Here is an 18491-nt window from a genome sequence, read left to right on the forward strand (position 1 = left end):
GTGTAATTGCGTACAGATAAATAGATACACGTAAATGGGTACGTGTAACTACGTACAGGTAAATAAGCACGTAAACTACGTACACGTAAATACGTACAGATAAATAAGTTCGCGTAAACTACGTACACGTAACTATGTACAGGTAAATAAGCACGCATAAATGCGTACAGGTATAAGTACGTGTAAATACGTTTGTGTAAATACGTACAGGTATAAGTACGTGTAAATACGTTTGTGTATATGCGTACAGGTATAAGTACGTGTAAATACGTTTGTGTAAATGCGTACAGGTATAAGTACGTGTAAATACGCTTGTGTAAATACGTGCATGTATAAGTACACGTAACTACATACGCGTAACTACGTACACGTAAATACATACGCAAAAATATGTACGCGAAAATATTACCGAATCAAACGAAAATGGGTAAGGGGATCTGGATTAAGTAAGGTCGGCTTGTGACCAGTACTTCCACTATGAAAAATACGGATTCACAAGCCAAGCTGTGTTTATTCATAATGTTGGTCTGGCGTTAGGCTAGGATAGCTAAGGCCCTGACTTTTCTCTACTCCTAGAATAGATCTATCTACGAGCTATAGATCTATCTATAAGCTATAGACCTATCAACAAGCTATAGAGCATCTACAAGCTATAAAATCGCTTAGTATTCGCAGTCAATAACTCTTCCGCTTCACCGGGAGTGTAACCATGGAGCGCTCCCCAAGCAGCGGCGACTTCCCGAATCATAGACGGATGGGTGATTTTCCCTGCAAAAGGTCCTTCGAACGGCCAAGGACCATCGGTTTCAGCCATGATTAGTTCTGGTGGATAACGGCGGGCAAGCGCCTGTATCTCCGGCTCATACAGGATATCCGGTGTGAAGGAGATATAGTAGCCGTTCTTCATCATGCGGGCAATGGCTTCTTCCGGACCTTTGAACCAGTGGAAGTGGGCATGCTGTATGTTATGTTTCTCCAGGAGATCACAAGCAATAAGCGCATCTTCATAGACAGCATGCAGCACCACAGGTTTATTGAGATGGGAAGCTAACCCAAGCAACTGATCCAGCAGCTCAATATAGGGCTCCATATCAAAGGTTTCGCCCCGTTCTAAGGCTTCAGCACGCGAATAGTAAGGTAGCCCGATTTCCCCCACAGCAATATAATCCTCACTAGATTGACTCTCAATCCATTTCAGTAGAGCAGCCAGCTCAGCATCCTGCGGCAAGGGTTGCTCTGGATGAAAGCCATAAGCTGGACGGACCACGCCGGGATTTATGGCTGCAAGTCTTTGGGTGCGTATACAAGAGTCCAAGTTCATAGAGACAGCGATAAGGGCTTTAACTCCCATTTCAGGCAGTTCACTCAGTATCTGTTCGGCAACTTCAGGTTCATATTGCTCTAAATGTATATGGGCATCAATCATAACTGTTCACCCTCCACGTAAGAAGCTAATTCCTCATGAACCTCAAAGCGAATAGAGTCGGGTTCCATTCCATCATTTCCCGGTTTGTAGGCAAAAGTTAGTGTGCCAATACTCTCCAGAAATCCAATATAAACATTTGTTTCCGCCTTTAGCTTGCCCTCTTCCACTATGTAGTGAGTAACAGCACCAATGCCGGCTTCTTCGCCTAGATTGCCATCCTCAGCACGATCTGGATATCGCAAAGTCACCATGGATGGAGTTGAGCCTTTAACTTGAATTTGAATCAGGGCGTCCCCTTTTTCATTAGAAATTTTTGACGTAACCAATGCGGAGGCAGCTTTATCTGCAGAAGGGACAGTGACTTCTTCCCACTGGTTAGGCTTAATCACGTGAAGCTCTTGCATGGACATGCCCGTACCTGTTCCAAGCCACAGAATGACAACGATTTCTTCCTGCCCATCCTGATCGACGTCGGCATAATGAATCTCAGGAGGGTAACTCAGCAATCTGGGTGCTTCCCAATCAAATGTATGCTTGTTACCGTTCACCTCTACAACAAATCCCTCATAGGTACCGCCATCTTTAAGGGCAGCATACAGCTTCACTTGGTCATTTTCTGTAGCAATAGCAAGAGGTTCGCTGGGTGTTCTGACGGTAGTACTAACATCCCCTGATGTTATTAATACTTCAGTTTCAGCTGCATTCAGCTGCGCAGTGGCACCAGACAGAGAGTTTAAGGAATCGGCTGGAATATATAAAATACCGTTTCGTAGAATAGCTGGTCCTTCAAGCGAGGTTTGATATCCGTCAGCTTGCATATACTCATTGTCCGGTTTCAGAACATAACTACTGCTTCCATCAGAGATGGTTAAGGTCTTTAAGTTATTATCCCATTTTTGTTCTGAGGTGTAGTATTCCATTAATACTTTTGCAGGTACATAGACCTTATCGTCTAGGAAAAAAGGGGAGAGAGTAGGAAGAACGGCTTCGCCGTCGACGATTAGTTTCAGTGGTGCTGAAGTAGCTTGTGTTTGGTTAATAGCCATTGTTGTATCCATATCTATGGTTGCCGATGCTCCGCATCCGGCCAAAAAGAGCGTGATAGCTCCGATAGCGATGATTTTATTCATAATTACCTCCAGGATAAAGTCCAGTCCCCTTAAGTATAGAATAAAACAGCGCGTTGTAGGTCACTTTCTATTAACAAAGAGAATACAAGCTTGTTACAGTTCGCTAGTTTTTAATAAAATGCAGGCATCCACGCAATAAACGACGAGTGTAATAGAAAGAAATGAACAAAAGTAAGGAGAGGCAGAGACCGATTGGAAGGCTGAGAATGTTCGGTAAATCATAATCTGGAAAGGCATTTAGTCCTATTCCTTGGATGCCAACAATACCTAGTACACCACCGATAGGTGCAATGATTGCACAGACAACACTCCCCACGGCCCAGACACTAAGGATTGGTACACAGAATAAGATGATGGCTCCTTTGGCGATGTTTTTGAGCACAGTGGCTCCTGACAAATGAGTGCTTTTTTCCATGTAAACTCTCCTTTATGGGTTTAAAAATACAGTTCGGTCAACTTGCGACTTAAGATCCACCGTCAGACTTTTGCTATAGCGGATTTCCCCAATGGTACAACCCGGTCCGACGATGATTTCTTCACCGCACACAAGGTCAGCTGTCGTCCGGTATAACGTTATGTTAGTTCCTTCAATTGTTGTGCAGGTAAGTTTTCGAAAAGGGTGCATCAGCGCATTAATCAACTTGGAAGAGGGTTTAACGATAATGTTACCGCCAGCTCTCATAACCTCGACAGTGCTTCTATTGCCTAAACGGATCTCAATCGATGAATCTGCAGTTAGTCTCTTTATCTTCACGGCACCTTCAGCATAAAAAGTCCCAGCTGCAGCATTTTCTGCTACGGACATGTATCCAGAAGAGCGGAGATTATCTGCTTGGATATTTTGAACGCGCAGACTCCCTAGATTGTTTACCTGATTGGCCTTACAATTCCCCCCAATTGTACAGTCACCAGATACTTTGAGTTTAGAAGTCGAGACGCTCCCTTTGGTACTTAAGTGGCCAAACACATCAACCGTGACCGCATTAATATTCTCTCGAACAAACTGCGAACCTCTTACCTTCAAGGGTGGATCGATCATGTCAGTACGTTCATAAGTATTGTTATTATTGGACATTTACAGTACCGTCCTTCGAAATATATTTTAATGATTAAAATATATATTCATTATAATATATAGTCAATATAATAATTTGGGAGTTAAAGCTAAATAAACACTGCCGTCAGTTTCCTGACAGACAGTGTTTATAGAAAATAGTATAGCTGATAAGGAGCAAAATGAAGGCTGTTAGTGCATCATTTGTTCCATCAATTTATTTATTTGTTCTAAAGTTCCGGAGATTTTATTCAGATCAGGGGTAGGAAATGCTTCAAATATTGTATGGATACGCTGATCACCTTGTTCTGTAAGGACAATATTGACAACTCTGCGGTCTTCTTTAGTCCGCACCCGTTCAATAAGTCCAGCTTCCTCAAGCTTATCGCACATGGAAGAAGCGGCTCCGGGTGTAACCACGAAGCGTTCAGAGATGTCAGTAATGTTCAAGCTTCCGGTAAGCCGGAGTTGAAACAGCAGCATGATCTGATTGTGAGTCAGGGTTTCCTTTTTAGTGATCATATCAATGAAAAACTGGGATTTCTGCTGCACATTTGCCATAGATTCCATGACCTTATGGATAGCATTTTGTTTCTCTTCCTTTGTGCTCATAACATTGCCTCGCTCCAATTTACTTTAGTTACTAAAATATATAGAAGCTATAATAAGCTTGTCAAGTTGCCGGGTTACTGTAGCTTGGTTAGAAAGACTGAAATTAGCGCTGGAACTCTTCTTTTTTTATGTCTTGTAATGAAATTGGAAATGTATCGTATTAACTGATGAATTTACTTAGCTAAGTGAAAATGTGGTGGGAAAGGAGAGTTCGATTGATGCATGAGCGCGCATTGCTTCATCCTTTTGTAAAAGAGAATATACAGGAAAATACTGACATAGATGTTTTGTTCACAACGGTTTTTGAAACCTACTATAAAAGAATATTCAACTACATCGCTTACCGGGTTAGTTCTCTTTATACGGCTGAGGATCTGACAAGCCTCGTTTTTGAGAAAACGTTGGCGAAACTATCGACCTATTCTCAGGAAAAAGCTCCTTTAGAGGTATGGCTATTCGCCATTGCCAGAAATGTGGTCAATGATCATTACCGGAGTTTTAAAAGGAAAAGTTTCTTTTCGCTGGATGCCGTCAAGGAACTGGTTTCTAGCAGGAAAGATCCGGAAAGCTTGATCCTCCAGGGAGAACGTAGTGGAAGGCTTAACGAAGCCTTAAATACATTGAGCTCAAAGGAGCGGAATATTGTGGCTCTAAAATTTGGTGCTAATCTGAGAAATAGAGAGATTGCCCAGGTTACGGGAATTTCGGAGAGCAATATCGGTGTGATACTCTACCGGACTATGAAAAAGCTGAAGACTGAAATAGGGAGCGTGGAGCAGCTATGAACAGTAAAGACATACAGCAGAAGTTCTCAGCAGATTTAGATGAAAGTATATATGGAGCGGCAAATGATTTAAAGGGTGCTGGGGAGTACAAGGAGCTGCTGGAGCTAGGCAGGGTTCTGGCCCATAAAGATCTCAGCGAGGGCTCTGACAAAACAGCCATTCTGAATAAGGCACGGAGAAAGTATGCCGGCCAAAAGGAGGAGAAAGGATTGCATACAAAACATAGATTAAGACGTCCTGCTGTTATGCTGGCAACTTTGCTAGTGGTTAGCGTATTAAGTGTAACTTTTGTGCAGCCGTCATTTGCGCAGGAGCTGTTAATGAAAGTATTGCAAACGATAAACTTAGGCCATATTGTAGCCCATGAAGTAGAATTTTCTGCGGATTCCAACGTGATTCCGGATGACTTAAAGGGGAAGATTTTTGATAGCAAAGGAAATGCGCTTGTGACCCTCGACGCTGCTCAAGAGGCAGGTGATATCTACAATGCTGATGGGGAAAAAATCGTCGGAGTTGAAGACGGCAGACTGGTTACGCAATCTGAGAGGGATCAAGAGAAAGAGGAATTGCTGATTGAGAGGGATTCTAGCAAGCTAAACGAATATACGATTTTTGATGTGGGCTTACCGGCGTATTTACCAGAGGGTTATACCTTTGATCGTGCAGAGTTTTATAAGGATAGCAATGGTGATGTGATCAACAGCAAATATATTAATTTATATTTTGTTAATGAAGCTACCGATGAGATCATCTCGATGCAGCAGCGGCACGCGGATTCCGAAACGGCTTATGAGATGTCGACGGATGGCACCATCGAAAAAATGAAGATTAACGGAGTTGATGCTGTATTGGTTAATGGAAAAGGGTTGGACTGGGAAGCCAATGGAGTGTTATACGGTGTAACATCTGCTAGCTTGGACAAGAATGATTTGATCAAAGTTGCTGAGTCTATCCGCTGACTGATTTTTTAGAAAGATAGGCGGTTACTATTCGAGTATATACGGGTAAGGGGATGATCCATATGGATCTCCCCTTTTTCGCTTTATTGAGGGCACATGCAAACAACGATTGGGAGAATATAGCTGTACTTCGTACAACTATATTTCTGCGAAACAACGCTTCGATGGATATAATTGTATTTCGTACACTTATTTTCACGATTTACACCACTATAGGAGATTTCTCTGCTTTTTAGTTGTATAGAATACACTTAAAATCAGAGTAAACCCTTTTGCATACGGAATAAGTGTACAGAATGCAGTTATCTCATAGATTTCGGCAGGGTCCGGCCAAAGCTGGTGTGAAAAGCTGAAGATCAGCTTCCACCGCCCATAATCTGCTCAAGCAAAGCTGAAGATCAGCTTCCACCTGCGCATAATCTGCTCAAGCAAAGCTGAAGACCAGCTTCCGCCGACTTCATCTACTCCAATAAGCCGCTGCAGAGTAAAAACACCAGGCAGCGATTCTCCAATAACCGGAAAATCGCTGCCTGGTTGTTTTTTTAAAATAAATCGAACGATTTATTTTCTATTTACCAATACATAGTGTAAGACCGAAGGAGGGATTGAGAGGGATGAAACATCCAAATGAATATTCTCAGCTCATTGCGCTTACGCTAGCCGGCAGCCGTGAAGCGTACAGTGAACTATATGAAGCAACGATTCGGGATGTGTATCAGACCGTTCATTTTCTCGTTCGCGAAACCTCCGATGTGGATGATGTTGTTCAGGAGATTTATATTCAGATGCACCGGTCGCTTGAGCAATTTGACGTCAATCGTCCTTTTAGGCCTTGGCTTATGGGGCTGGTTATGCGGCAAATTCATGCCTATCGAAGAAAGAGGTGGACGCATCTCCGAATGGTCAAAAAAGTAGAGCAGACTGATCTAAGGATGGAACCTGATTTCACTAGTGATGTTGTGGACAGGTTAGCTAACCGCCGTCTACTAGCAAGTGTTGATCGTCTTCCATTTAAGCTGAAGCAGGTGATTATTCTGCACTATTTAAATGAATATTCACAGGAAGAAAGTGCCGCGATACTGGGTATCCCTCTGGGTACGGTGAAATCCCGTATTCATGCTGCACTGCATAAGCTTCGTCAGAAGCCAGAAAATCATACTCTTTTTAAGGGAAAGGTGGAGGACCTGCATGAATTTCAATGAAGAGTTACGGACAGTTCTGCAGGAAGAGGCGAGAAATCTAAGTGCCCCACCGGAACTGAAGGAGCAAATACTAAATCAGACCGAGACTAGGTTAGGGGGAAGACGAATGAAAAAATGGCTTGTAGCAAGCATTTTGGCGGCTGCATTATTAATTCCTACTGGAGCATATGCCGGATATAATTATTTGGCGGATACCCTGTATGGCTCACAAGCAACTGCTGCTACGATTGGAGTAACCCAGCAACAATATGACAGGCTTGAAGCCAAGCTGCAGAGCGCGAAGCAAAGTTTTAACGAAGAGGAATTCACAAAATTGATGTCATTACTAGAGGAATTGGGAGCTTACAATCTGCAAATGGCCGATGCTGAAGGAGTCTTTCACCTGGAACAGTTAAGTGCGAAGGATCAAAAGGCATATAACGATTTACAGGTTGAGCTTAAACCTTATTTTGAGAAAATGAATGAAACGGAAATCCCTAAGGCAAAGGCGGCTGTCGTTGATCGTGATACTTTCTGGGATGGCTTGCTGGAAAAAGCAGAACAGAGGCTTACTAAAGAAGAGTTTGCGGAGATCGAACAATTAATAAATGAGTTGCAAAGCTATGATGCCAAGGTATTTGATGCAGATGGAAGTGTTCATATGGATCGGCTTTCGAAAGAGGAGATACAAAACCAAGAGAAGTTAATTGAAGCGCTCGGCCCTTATATAAATAAGCTGGACATGATGATTAAACCTAGTTCTTAGTTGAATTTAAATGCATGTATTGAATAACGATGGATAGAAGTAGCATTAGAAAAGCCACCAGAAAAGGTCTAATACACCTTGTGTTCTGGTGGTTTTTTACATTCGGCTAATTTGTATTTTATACATCACTAATTGAATAAATGTATAATCAATTGAGTCAAAAAAAGTATTTGACCACTGGAATAATTAGACATATTATTATTTAAATACTATTGATCTATATATGAATCATGATGGCGAAAGGTGGCTTTGATCATGAAGCAGATGACCATTCGTGCAGAACTGGCGGACTACCTCAAGAAGAATGGAATAACAATTAATCAATTCGCAGAGGTATCTAAAGTAAATTCAGGCACGATTAGCAACATTATGAATGGGAATCGTCCTATAGCCATGCAGCAATTAGATCGGATTACAAAAGGTATGGGATTAGAGGAAGGCTGCTTTTACGATATGTATGTGGAGGAGTGTTTTATACATTCCAATCCCAATTGGAGACGTCTTCGACCTTTTCTATATCGCTGTGCTGAACTAGATAAGCTGGAATGTATAAGCCGGGTGATTGGAATCATGATGGACAGCCTATCTTATACACACCCGTTGTTTGATACAGCAGAAGATTTCTTTGCACAAGGGAAATATGAAGCTGCAGCGTTGTTATACCGGAGTGTGGCGGAGAGTGAGAAGTATCAGCATTCAGAGCGGCTGGCTTTTTGCCAATACAGATTGTTTACGATTGCTCTAGGGGGCGATCAGGATGTAAATTTGCGGGCAGCGGTGCAGTTTGAGGGCTTTGTAAATCGGCTTGATGAAGTTGATCAGCTTGACGCACTGAAGGTTCTGGCGAATACATATAGCGCTTTGAGGCATTGGGATAAGGTAATGGTAATGACTAAGGAATTGGGCAAAAAAGCATCCATTCAATATAATTATAATAATGAGCGAGCCAGAAAAAACGGGGTACAAAAGGAACCTGCAATGCCCTTATTTTCATATATTTTATATTCTTATGTGTTACGTTCAGTAGTTTACAGAGAGCTTGGAGATTATGATAGAGCATTGCATTATATCAACCTTTACATGGACATGAGCTGGATTCGTGAGGATACGGAGGAAGATTTGCAACTCATGAATCAATGTATGGGTTGGGCGCAGGCTAATATTTTTTTGCTGAAAATTTTAAAAGGTGATGCAGCAATGCTTCCGGAATATGTGACCTATATTGAAGATAGAAAAGAAGAATTTCTTCCAGGCCTGTTCAAAATCCTTCAGGCAGCCAACCACTATGATTTTAATGTGGATGATATTCTTCAGCGGTTTGAGCCAGAAATATCAGATTTTAGAGATCAGCAGAGAAATCTTAAATGTTATAATCGACAAATTATCGAAGACAGATACACTTTTTTTATGGCTGAAATTGCATTGTATTATATAAGAAGAGGAAAATATGAGCTTAGTATAAAATATATAATGGATAGTTTAGATAATTCTGTAAGGATTAATAACGAATCATGTATAATTAAGTGTGTCGGAATGTTTGAGCAGCTTCGGCATATTGCATCTTTAGAAACGCAGAAAGAGTACCAGAATCTGCTTAGAATCAATGAAAAGAAAAATTGCTTTGTTATTGACAGTGCTTAGTAGTGATAGTTTCATAGAAGATATCAATAAAGAGAGTTCTCAATTAAATCTGGTATCGCTTTTTTTTTTGAATTCTAGTAATGCACTTCAATGTAAAATTAAGAATTTGACATATACCTCTAGAATATTTCATTAGGGAGGTAGTGTTAATGAATGATCAGGAAATTATCCAAAAGAGAATAGAGGGTGCTAGAAACAAACTTTATTTGATGGAGAGGCAACATGGAGGGCTTTCGCATCCAAATGTGATCAGACAGTCCATGAGATTAGATGAATTAATTAATCAGTACAATAAAGCAGTACATAGTGATAACGAGAATTGAAGAGAATGGTTAAAACACCCTACATAATGATATTGCAACTTCTGATGAAGTATAGAGCCAGCGCTGTGCGCGGGCTTTTTGGCTTGTTGGAGCTCATAAAATAAATCAATGCTGCACGCTTGTCATGCCCGTCTGCATATTGCGGCCAAGTCCCTCATAGACATGTACTAATCAATGCATTCAAAACAGGTTAAGGGGATGATGTCATGCGCCGGATAACATGGGTACTCGCGATCATTATGAGCGTGGCCCTGGTGATGACGGGGTGCGGGAAGAAGGATGCCGCTTCCGTAGTCAAGGATTTGAACAATGTGGCTGACAAGTTGGAAAGTAAGCAGGGAACGTACCAAGGTTCTGGCACAATGACCCTGTATACCGGGGAACAGCCGCAGGAGTATAAGGTAGAGGTATGGTACAAGAATCCTTCCTACTACCGGATCAGCTTGGCAAATGTTCAGAAGGATATTACGCAGATCGTACTTCGTAATGATGAGGGAGTATTCGTACTCACACCAAGTATGAATAAGAGCTTCCGCTTCCAAAGCGATTGGCCGGATGATCAAGGTCAGGTCTATCTGTATCAGACGTTGGTTCGTGGCATAGTTTCGGATAATAATCGCCAATTTGTGGAAGATGGGGATAACTATGTGTTCGAGGTAGCCGCGAATTATCAAAGCAATGCCCTTGTACGACAAAAGATTTGGCTTGATAAAAAGACTTATGAACCTAAGCAGGTTCAAGTCTCGGATTCTGAAGCGAAGGTAGTTGTAAACGTGAAGTTTGACACCTTCAAATTCGATACGGATTTCACCAAGGATTCTTTTGATATGGAAAAGAACATGGCCTCGGGTAAGTCCGCAGAGAGCACAGTAGCTGAGGTTGATGAGAATGGTAATCCAATTACAGCTCCTGAAGGCCAAGAACCGGCTGAGCAACCAGTGGCTGCAGAGCTTGGAGACTTTGGGATCATTGAACCTGATTATATTCCAGCTGGTGTCGAGTTTAAGGACTCGCATAAATTGGAGGGCAACAAAGACCATGCTGTTCTCATCCGATATGATGGGATTTATCAGTACACTATTATGGAATCCCGTCCACTGGACCGTGCGGTAGCACTGGCGCCTGGAACCCTGAAAGACCTTGGTTTTACATGGGGAGTTCTGAGTGGGGATGAGCAGCAGACATTGACTTGGATGTCTGAGGGAGTAGAGTACCGAATTACAAGTGCCAATCTTCCTGCTAATGAAATGATGCAAATTGCCGCTTCTATGGAGGCACAATCGGGTAAATAATAAAAAGTAGGCGGATACTGCGTTTTGTGGGATTCTTTCCTCTACAACGTAGTATCCGCTTTTCTTTATTTGCCGGGGCTCCAGCACACATTGACAGCCACCTTCTGTAGCATTACCATTGGTACTAAGACAATGATTAATGCAATGCAGCAATGACGTTTTACTACAACGTAAGAAGGTGACTTGAAGTGCAAGCAAGCTATCGACCGACAGTAGCCGAAATTAATCTGGATGATTTGCGTGCCAATTACGAAGCCTTTCGCCGCTACTTGCCGGCAGAGACAAAGTTTATGGGATGCGTCAAAGGAAATGCGTACGGCCATGGAGCAGTGGAAGTGACACGGGAGCTGGAAAGACTCGGAGCAGATTATGTTAGTGTGGCTTTTTTGGATGAAGCATTGGAGCTGCGTCAGGCGGGAATACTGATTCCTATACTGGTGCTTGGCTACACTTCCCCAGAAGGAATAGCCGTTGCCTGGGAGAACCATGTAACTGTAACACTGTTCACACCGGAGGTACTGGAGGCTATAAGACAGCTTCCTATAGATCCGGAACATCGGCTGAAGGTGCATATCAAGATTGATAGCGGGATGGGACGACTGGGTCTTTTACCAGCTGACGCACCTGCGTTTATCTCTGAAGTGCAGTCTGTTGCGCAGGCGGAGCTGGAGGGTATGTTTACCCATTTTGCCAAGGCAGACGAACAAGACAAAAGCTATACACTGGAACAGCATCGACGGTTCATGAGCGTGGCGGAAACGCTGCGGGAGCAGAACATTCAGATCCCGATCATACATACGGGCAATAGCGCTACGGCCATTGATTCACCTTATTTATCCAGCAACATGGTGCGTGTAGGCATCAGCTTGTACGGATTTTATCCCTCCACAGAGGTGAACCGTCAACTGGTAGAACTACGTCCGGTATTGACGCTGAAGACGCAGGTTGTATATGTCAAAAGCCTGCCTGCCGGTTGGGGCGTCAGTTACGGCACTAGGTACATCACAGAGAGCGAGGAGATTATTGCAACGCTACCTGTGGGGTACGCAGATGGATATTCCCGCATGCTAACTGGCAAAGCGGAGGTGCTAATACGTGGACGCCGCGTTCCTGTCGTCGGAACAATCTGCATGGATCAGTGTATGGTATCACTCAAATCTTTCGCTGCAGAAGCGGAACAAATTAAAGCAGGCGAAGAAGTTGTTCTCATCGGCCGTCAAGCTGACGTGATGATCACGGCAGACGAGTTGGCTCTCCAGCTTGGAACAATTCACTACGAGGTTATCTGCATGTTGGCTCATCGGGTGCCCCGCGTTTATATAAGTGAAGGCACACTTCCTAAATTAGTAAATGCTCTGCTCACAAACTGAAAGTTCTTGACAGTGATGTTATACAAGGGAGAAAATAGAAGGAATTGTATCGTATTAGGAGATGTGACTAAAAGCCTATACGAACCACCATTTCTAGTTTATAATGGGATGCAGCATACTTGATATACTGGCGGCATATATTCCTTGTATAAAATTCCTTGTATATTGTAACACTGGAACACAAGGGCAGAAGGTTTGTGGGGGTGGAAGAGAAGGTGGCTAATTTGCAGAACACCAAAAGAATCATGATCAGCTTGCCCGATCATCTCTTGCAGGAAGTGGACGGAATTGTTCAATTGGAGAATTCCAACCGGAGTGAATTGATTAGGCAGGCCATGAAGCTGTACTTGAGCGAACGGAGGAAACGTTCCATCCGGGAGTCCATGCAGCGCGGCTACATGGAAATGGCTAAGATCAACTTGACCATGGCATGCGAGGCTTTCCTCGCGGAGGAAGATGCAGACAGCACTCTTGGCCGCTTAGTAAGCGGGGTGTAGACATTGATCGTTAAACGTGGCGATGTTTTTTTTGCTGATCTTTCGCCGGTTGTAGGTTCTGAACAAGGCGGAGTAAGGCCAGTTCTGGTCATCCAGAACGATATTGGCAATCGCTTTAGCCCGACGGTAATTGTGGCTGCAATCACAGCCCAAATCCAGAAGGCTAAGTTACCTACACATGTGGAAATTGACGCAGCTGCTCATGGCTTTGACAGAGATTCTGTTATTTTGCTGGAACAGGTTAGGACGATTGACAAACAACGCTTAACTGACAAGATCACCCACCTTGATGATGAAACGATGAAAAAGGTGGATGAATCGCTGCAAATCAGCCTTGGTCTGATTGATTTTTAATCACCCTAGGTTATAGATAACTCATGAGATTGGCGCTCGGGTACGAATCCGGGCGTCTTTTAATGTGCGTTTTTGCGTATAGTAAATAAAGAATCGTTAGGTCTTCACTTTTTGAAAATGATCTGATATTATTAGACCGTACGGTCGGTTTAGGAGGTGCTTAGAATCAAAGGACGCTCAGACGGAGAAGAAACTAAAAAAAGAATTGTGCGCAAGGCCACGCAGCTGTTTGTACAGAAGGGTTATGCTGCCGTAACTATGAATGAAGTTTGTGTAGCCTCGAATGTCAGTAAAGGCAGTCTGTATCACCATTTTCCGAGCAAGGATGAGCTTTTTCTATTTGTAGTGGAAGTGGATACGTTAGAGTGGCTGCAAGCGTGGGATGATAAGAAACAGGAAATTGTAGGGATCGAAGAACGATTTTATGCGTTAGCCGAACACTACGCAAATGATTTTCAGAATCCATTGATTCATGCGCTCGAGGAATTCTCCAGAAGCAGATGCCACCCGGAAGAGATTAGCAAGCGGCTTTCACTTCTTTATGAAGCAGCCTCACATGCTTGTCGTGATCTTTTGAAGGAAGGTATTGAAACGGGATATTTGGTAAAAGGCGACTTAGAGAACTATGTAATCATCGTGAGTGGCATGCTTGAAGGGATTGGAAGAGTTTCTGAATTCTCGATTCATGAGAAGACCCAGGAGGATATAAAAAAATATTACCGGGAAGCAGTAAATTTATTATTACAAGGGATCCGTACGGGGTAAGATAACGAGGGGCATGAAAAGAAGCTTTACATTCAGGAACATGAAGGCTGAAGCTTCTCAAAGGCACCGGAATAGGAAGGGTTATTTTTTTATTATTATTTAGACCGGATGGTCGGTCTTAACATGCATAATATTCGAAGTTTTGGCTTTAAACACACGGAGGGTTAATACAATGTCATTGTTACTTAGAAACAGAGGCGCTATGCTGCTTGTTATGCTTAATATTTTTCTGGCTTTTACTGGAATTGGGCTAGTAGTCCCAATAATGCCAACCTACATGAATGAGCTTGGGATCAGCGGAAGTACTGTCGGGCTCTTGGTCGCCTCCTTCTCGCTTGCCCAATTATTAATATCGCCATTTGCCGGCAGATTATCCGACAGAATCGGTAGAAAAAAGGTGATTGTAGCAGGCTTGATCGTGTTTGCGATATCGGAGCTGATTTTTGGTCTGGCCAATGTACCTTGGCTCTTGTTCGTTTCGAGATTGCTTGGTGGTGCAGGAGCTGCTTTAATTATGCCGGCAGTTATGGCTTATGTAGCGGACACGACTTCTTTTGAAGAGAGAGCTAAAGGAATGGGGCTAATTAATGCAGCCATTACCACCGGCTTTATTATTGGTCCTGGGATTGGCGGTTATCTTGCTGAGCTTGGAATGCGGGTACCCTTTTTCTGTGCAGCGGGTGCAGCTGGAGTTGCAGCTCTAATTACAGTTTTAATTTTGCCTGAGTCTCTATCTGAAGAGAAACGTAAGGAAGCGACGTTATCAAAAAATAATCAGGAAAGCTTCTTGACGCAGCTGATGCGTTCTTATCGCGAACCGTATTTTTTCGGCTTAATTATTGTATTTGTCATGGCTTTTGGGCTGGCTAATTATGAAACGGTGTTCGGATTGTTCGTGGACCATAAATTTGGCTTTACGCCTAAGGATATCGCTTTTGTAATTACCTTTGGTTCTATTGCAGGTGCGGTGGTGCAGGTGTCCGCGTTTGGCTGGATCTTGAATAAATTCGGGGAGAACAAGGTGATCTCCACTTGTCTTATAGTCTCATCATTGTTTATTCTGCTGACCTTGTTTGTAAGCGGCTTTTGGGCGATTATTACGGTTACCTTTATTGTGTTCTTTGCAATGGATATTCTGCGTCCAGCAGTAGGCACACAGCTTTCCAAGATGGCCGGAGAATCGCAGCAAGGTTTCGTAGCGGGAATGAACTCAGCTTATACAAGTCTCGGAAATATTGCTGGGCCTATCGTCGCAGGGTATTTGTTTGATCTTAGTATTAACTTCCCATATGGGGCAGCCGCGCTCGTTCTGGCTTTGTGTTTTGTATTGTCACTGAGTTCCGGAAAACGGGGAATGGGACAGCGGGCGTAATCGCCGAATCCGGGCTCTGACCACTCTACCATGCCTCGCTTTATCGCACAGCGGTTCAGTACAAAGCGCGCTATTCGGGCTGGTCTTTGGTGCAGAGCCGAATCTGTGATACTATTTTAATTATGAGATCAAGATATGTATAAGCAGATTGTGTACGGGAAGAGGGATACTAATGGCGGTAGATAACAGCAATACGGAAGTCATTACGGATGAGGCAAACGCACAGCGGGAGCAGGAATTGATAACCGTAGCGATTGCCAAGGAATTGAACATTAGTCTGAAACAGGTACGCACTACGGTAGGACTGCTGGATGAGGGAAATACCATTCCGTTCATCGCCAGATATCGGAAGGAAATGACGGGTGAGCTGGACGAAAATGCGCTTCGTGATATTGAAGAACGGCTGGGTTATCTTCGCAATCTAGGCGAACGTAAAAAAGACGTTATACGCAATATTGAAGAGCAGGGCAAGCTGACCAAAGAGCTTCATGAGCAAATTATCAATGCGGTCAAGCTTCAGGAAGTAGAGGACTTGTATCGTCCCTTCAAGCAAAAGCGTAAGACGCGGGCTAGTGTTGCGAAGGAAAAAGGACTTGAGCCGCTTGCTAACTGGATCTTGGAGCAGCAAAGACAAGGGGATCCACAGACTGAAGCATCGAAATATATTGATGTGGAAAAGGGAGTAGAGAGCGCAGACCAAGCGCTGCAAGGCGCACTGGATATCATTGCCGAGAACATAGCAGATGATCCTGCGATCCGCTCTTGGGTTCGCCAGTATACAGCAAGTCAAGGTATTCTTGTGTCTGAAGCAAAGGATGCAGAACAAGAATCTGTATACGAAAATTACTATAGTTACCGTGAACCTGTACACAAAATGCCACCTCACCGCATCCTAGCAATTAACCGTGGTGAGCGTGAAAATATATTAAAGGTAGGCATTGAGGTCGTCACTGATAAAATTCATGCCTATATCGCACGGAAGATCATTAAAGGGCCATCCCCGGTGAAGGAACTGCTGGAAGCAGTGACTGAGGATGCCTACAAACGTTTGATTGCTCCTTCTGTAGAGCGTGAAGTTCGTGGAGAGATGACCGAACGTGGGGAGAACCAGGCGATTTCGATCTTCTCTGGCAATCTACGTAGCCTGCTGCTGCAACCGCCAGTAAAGGGACGTTGTGTGCTGGGTGTTGACCCTGCATACCGTACTGGCTGTAAGCTGGCTGTTGTAGACGATACAGGTAAGCTGCTAGAGGTAGCTGTGACCTATCCGACGCCGCCGAACAACAAGAAGCTCGAAGCTGCTGCTAAGTTCAAAGAGTTGATTGCTAAGTACGGCATTCAGCTCATCGTAATCGGCAATGGTACAGGCTCGCGTGAAACGGAGCAGTTTACAGCAGAAGTGATTGCCGAGATTGGCAATCCAGAGCTGGCGTACCTGATCGTTAATGAAGCGGGAGCGAGTGTCTATTCGGCTTCCAAGCTGGCGCAGGAGGAATTCCCGGATCTGGATGTAGCGGAGCGCAGCGCGGCTTCTATCGCCCGTCGTGTGCAAGACCCGCTGGCGGAGCTGGTGAAAATCGATCCGAAAGCTATTGGTGTGGGACAGTACCAGCATGACGTCTCCCAAAAGCATCTGGAGGAGAGTCTTAAAGCCGTCGTGGAATCAGCGGTAAACCATGTTGGCGTGGATGTGAACACGGCATCTCCTGCCTTGCTTTCTTATGTGGCAGGAGTTAATGGAACAATTGCTAAGAATATCGTTAAATTCCGGGAAGAGAACGGCAAGTTCACGACTCGGAAGCAGCTGCAAAAGGTACCTCGTCTAGGTGCCAAGTCCTATGAGCAATGTATCGGCTTCCTGCGGATTCCAGGTGGAGACAACACCTTGGACCGCACGCCTATTCACCCCGAGTCCTATCCGGTGGTGGATCGTTTGTTCCGTGAGCTAAGCCTCGATGTGAATAAGCTTGGCAGCAAAGAAGTAGCCTCACAGCTTGAGGTGCAAAATGCCGAGGAGCTGGCTGTGAAGCTGGATGTCGGCGTGCCTACGCTGCGCGACATCCTGGAGAGCTTGCAGCGTCCGGGCCGCGATCCGCGCGAGGAGCTGCCGCTGCCGATCTTCCGCACCGATGTGCTGAAGATCGAGGACCTGGTTCCTGGCATGGAAATGCAGGGAACCGTCCGCAACGTTATCGATTTCGGCGCATTCGTCGATATCGGCATCAAAAACGATGGGCTGGTGCATATTTCCCAGCTCAGCGGCAGCTTTGTGAAGCACCCGATGGACGTTGTCTCCGTAGGAGACAATGTCACCGTCTGGGTGATGGGGGTTGACCTGAAGAAGGGCCGGGTCAGCTTGACGATGCGTCCGCCGCGTGTTGAGGCGGGAAGCGTAAAGTAGACAGATCGCAGTGATCCTCAAAGAACGACAACAAGAAGCCAGTCTCCATTATTGGGGACTGGCTTCTTGTTGATTATTTTCAGCTGGAACCCTTTTTGTCATTATAGAAGTGAAGGACGTGCACTCTTTGGGTAAGTTTAGAGTAACAGTTGAACTAATGGCTTATTACTAGGAGGAGATAGATGTGGGAAATCCATTGAAAGAATTAAAAAATAGTGTGAATGGCCTGAAGCAATCCCTTGACGGAGTTAAGCAATCAGTAGAGGGGTTGAAAGAACCTATAGATGAGATGAAGGGAAACACTCAGATCACGTTGGAGCAGGCGAAGGACAGATCTGGGGGATTCAAATCGGAGATCAATCGTATGAAGGAATGTGTGGAGGAAACTAAGCTGGTTGTTAATGAGGCGAAGGAAACGGTAATGGAGGCGGGTGAGGTGCTTTACACTCAAAAACGCTATAAAAGATTGTTGAAGAAGCAAAACCGAAAAATGCAGCCTGCAAAGGCAGGCCGCCGTTTAATATAATCAGCCGGAAGTCCAAACATTTACCGCAGTTACGAAA

At 44.1% G+C, this 18491-nt stretch carries 19 protein-coding genes; 14 read left to right on the plus strand and 5 right to left on the minus strand.

Annotated elements, in window-relative coordinates:
* Nucleotides 1-643 precede the first annotated feature (643 nt).
* From MHB37_RS05430 to MHB37_RS05450, 5 genes are all read right to left on the minus strand, one after another.
* Entirely contained in the window at nt 644-1426 is a 783-nt protein-coding gene (locus tag MHB37_RS05430; RefSeq protein WP_076305347.1) for a TatD family hydrolase, read from the minus strand.
* Nucleotides 1423-2556, minus strand: a complete 1134-nt coding sequence (locus MHB37_RS05435; protein WP_076305348.1) for a copper amine oxidase N-terminal domain-containing protein — start codon at nt 2554-2556, stop codon at nt 1423-1425. The genes MHB37_RS05430 and MHB37_RS05435 overlap by 4 nt, the downstream gene beginning before the upstream one ends.
* Before the next feature lie 103 nt (nt 2557-2659).
* Nucleotides 2660-2971, minus strand: a complete 312-nt coding sequence (locus tag MHB37_RS05440) for a hypothetical protein (protein ID WP_076129542.1) — start codon at nt 2969-2971, stop codon at nt 2660-2662.
* A 12-nt stretch (nt 2972-2983) separates the two neighbouring features.
* Nucleotides 2984-3631, minus strand: a complete 648-nt coding sequence (locus MHB37_RS05445) for a hypothetical protein (RefSeq protein WP_076305349.1) — start codon at nt 3629-3631, stop codon at nt 2984-2986.
* A 171-nt stretch (nt 3632-3802) separates the two neighbouring features.
* A complete protein-coding gene (locus tag MHB37_RS05450; RefSeq protein ID WP_076129540.1) occupies nt 3803-4222 on the minus strand; it encodes a MarR family winged helix-turn-helix transcriptional regulator in 420 nt (139 codons plus the stop codon).
* A gap of 218 nt (nt 4223-4440) precedes the next feature.
* Here MHB37_RS05450 and MHB37_RS05455 point away from each other — a divergent pair, with 218 nt between their 5' ends.
* The 14 genes from MHB37_RS05455 to MHB37_RS05520 all read left to right on the plus strand — a co-directional run bounded on the left by MHB37_RS05455 (nt 4441) and on the right by MHB37_RS05520 (nt 18454).
* On the plus strand, nt 4441-5007 hold the full coding sequence (locus tag MHB37_RS05455) for a sigma-70 family RNA polymerase sigma factor (protein WP_076305350.1): 567 nt from the start codon (nt 4441-4443) through the stop codon (nt 5005-5007).
* Nucleotides 5004-5966, plus strand: coding sequence for a DUF4367 domain-containing protein (locus MHB37_RS05460; protein ID WP_076305351.1), 963 nt, complete (start codon nt 5004-5006; stop codon nt 5964-5966). Before MHB37_RS05455 ends, MHB37_RS05460 begins: the two co-directional genes overlap by 4 nt.
* Before the next feature lie 614 nt (nt 5967-6580).
* The gene (locus tag MHB37_RS05465; RefSeq protein WP_076303361.1) at nt 6581-7168 is read left to right on the plus strand and encodes a sigma-70 family RNA polymerase sigma factor; all 588 of its coding nucleotides are present in this window, start codon (nt 6581-6583) and stop codon (nt 7166-7168) included.
* Complete coding sequence (locus MHB37_RS05470) at nt 7155-7913, plus strand: DUF3600 domain-containing protein (RefSeq protein ID WP_076303360.1); 759 nt, start codon at nt 7155-7157, stop codon at nt 7911-7913. The genes MHB37_RS05465 and MHB37_RS05470 overlap by 14 nt, the downstream gene beginning before the upstream one ends.
* A gap of 255 nt (nt 7914-8168) precedes the next feature.
* Nucleotides 8169-9554, plus strand: a complete 1386-nt coding sequence (locus tag MHB37_RS05475; protein ID WP_076303359.1) for a helix-turn-helix transcriptional regulator — start codon at nt 8169-8171, stop codon at nt 9552-9554.
* 149 nt (nt 9555-9703) lie between these two features.
* On the plus strand, nt 9704-9877 hold the full coding sequence (locus MHB37_RS05480; protein ID WP_076129534.1) for an aspartyl-phosphate phosphatase Spo0E family protein: 174 nt from the start codon (nt 9704-9706) through the stop codon (nt 9875-9877).
* 206 nt (nt 9878-10083) lie between these two features.
* Complete coding sequence (locus tag MHB37_RS05485; protein WP_076129533.1) at nt 10084-11169, plus strand: outer membrane lipoprotein carrier protein LolA; 1086 nt, start codon at nt 10084-10086, stop codon at nt 11167-11169.
* A 188-nt stretch (nt 11170-11357) separates the two neighbouring features.
* A complete protein-coding gene (gene alr, locus MHB37_RS05490) occupies nt 11358-12539 on the plus strand; it encodes an alanine racemase (RefSeq protein WP_076303358.1) in 1182 nt (393 codons plus the stop codon).
* Between the two features lie 215 nt (nt 12540-12754).
* Entirely contained in the window at nt 12755-13036 is a 282-nt protein-coding gene (locus MHB37_RS05495) for a CopG family ribbon-helix-helix protein (protein ID WP_025698676.1), read from the plus strand.
* Nucleotides 13037-13039: 3 nt separating this feature from the next.
* On the plus strand, nt 13040-13390 hold the full coding sequence (locus MHB37_RS05500) for a type II toxin-antitoxin system PemK/MazF family toxin (RefSeq protein ID WP_036686777.1): 351 nt from the start codon (nt 13040-13042) through the stop codon (nt 13388-13390).
* A gap of 156 nt (nt 13391-13546) precedes the next feature.
* Nucleotides 13547-14155 (plus strand): TetR/AcrR family transcriptional regulator, encoded by a 609-nt coding sequence (locus MHB37_RS05505; protein ID WP_081383506.1) that lies wholly within the window; start codon nt 13547-13549, stop codon nt 14153-14155.
* A gap of 172 nt (nt 14156-14327) precedes the next feature.
* Entirely contained in the window at nt 14328-15527 is a 1200-nt protein-coding gene (locus MHB37_RS05510; protein ID WP_076100052.1) for an MFS transporter, read from the plus strand.
* Nucleotides 15528-15699: 172 nt separating this feature from the next.
* Nucleotides 15700-17928 (plus strand): Tex family protein, encoded by a 2229-nt coding sequence (locus tag MHB37_RS05515; protein WP_076129532.1) that lies wholly within the window; start codon nt 15700-15702, stop codon nt 17926-17928.
* 184 nt (nt 17929-18112) lie between these two features.
* Nucleotides 18113-18454 carry a hypothetical protein gene (locus MHB37_RS05520; protein ID WP_405169023.1) on the plus strand — a complete coding sequence of 114 codons (342 nt, stop codon included), beginning with the start codon at nt 18113-18115 and terminating at the stop codon, nt 18452-18454.
* The last annotated feature ends 37 nt before the right edge of the window (nt 18455-18491 follow it).

It is taken from the genome of Paenibacillus sp. FSL H3-0286 (assembly GCF_045040705.1).
In the GTDB taxonomy this organism is placed as follows: Bacteria; Bacillota; Bacilli; order Paenibacillales; family Paenibacillaceae; genus Paenibacillus_AQ; species Paenibacillus_AQ odorifer.

Excerpts from the sequence above, each read along its gene's own strand:
- MHB37_RS05465 (WP_076303361.1), top strand. The coding sequence starts at position 6,581 with ATGAAACATCCAAATGAATATTCTCAGCTCATTGCGCTTACGCTAGCC.
- MHB37_RS05470 (WP_076303360.1), top strand. The coding sequence starts at position 7,155 with ATGAATTTCAATGAAGAGTTACGGACAGTTCTGCAGGAAGAGGCGAGA.
- MHB37_RS05480 (WP_076129534.1), top strand. The coding sequence starts at position 9,704 with ATGAATGATCAGGAAATTATCCAAAAGAGAATAGAGGGTGCTAGAAAC.
- MHB37_RS05510 (WP_076100052.1), top strand. The coding sequence starts at position 14,328 with ATGTCATTGTTACTTAGAAACAGAGGCGCTATGCTGCTTGTTATGCTT.
- MHB37_RS05455 (WP_076305350.1), top strand. The coding sequence starts at position 4,441 with ATGCATGAGCGCGCATTGCTTCATCCTTTTGTAAAAGAGAATATACAG.
- MHB37_RS05475 (WP_076303359.1), top strand. The coding sequence starts at position 8,169 with ATGAAGCAGATGACCATTCGTGCAGAACTGGCGGACTACCTCAAGAAG.
- MHB37_RS05460 (WP_076305351.1), top strand. The coding sequence starts at position 5,004 with ATGAACAGTAAAGACATACAGCAGAAGTTCTCAGCAGATTTAGATGAA.
- MHB37_RS05445 (WP_076305349.1), bottom strand. The coding sequence starts at position 3,631 with ATGTCCAATAATAACAATACTTATGAACGTACTGACATGATCGATCCA.
- MHB37_RS05435 (WP_076305348.1), bottom strand. The coding sequence starts at position 2,556 with ATGAATAAAATCATCGCTATCGGAGCTATCACGCTCTTTTTGGCCGGA.
- MHB37_RS05450 (WP_076129540.1), bottom strand. The coding sequence starts at position 4,222 with ATGAGCACAAAGGAAGAGAAACAAAATGCTATCCATAAGGTCATGGAA.
- MHB37_RS05430 (WP_076305347.1), bottom strand. The coding sequence starts at position 1,426 with ATGATTGATGCCCATATACATTTAGAGCAATATGAACCTGAAGTTGCC.
- MHB37_RS05485 (WP_076129533.1), top strand. The coding sequence starts at position 10,084 with ATGCGCCGGATAACATGGGTACTCGCGATCATTATGAGCGTGGCCCTG.
- MHB37_RS05440 (WP_076129542.1), bottom strand. The coding sequence starts at position 2,971 with ATGGAAAAAAGCACTCATTTGTCAGGAGCCACTGTGCTCAAAAACATC.
- MHB37_RS05515 (WP_076129532.1), top strand. The coding sequence starts at position 15,700 with ATGGCGGTAGATAACAGCAATACGGAAGTCATTACGGATGAGGCAAAC.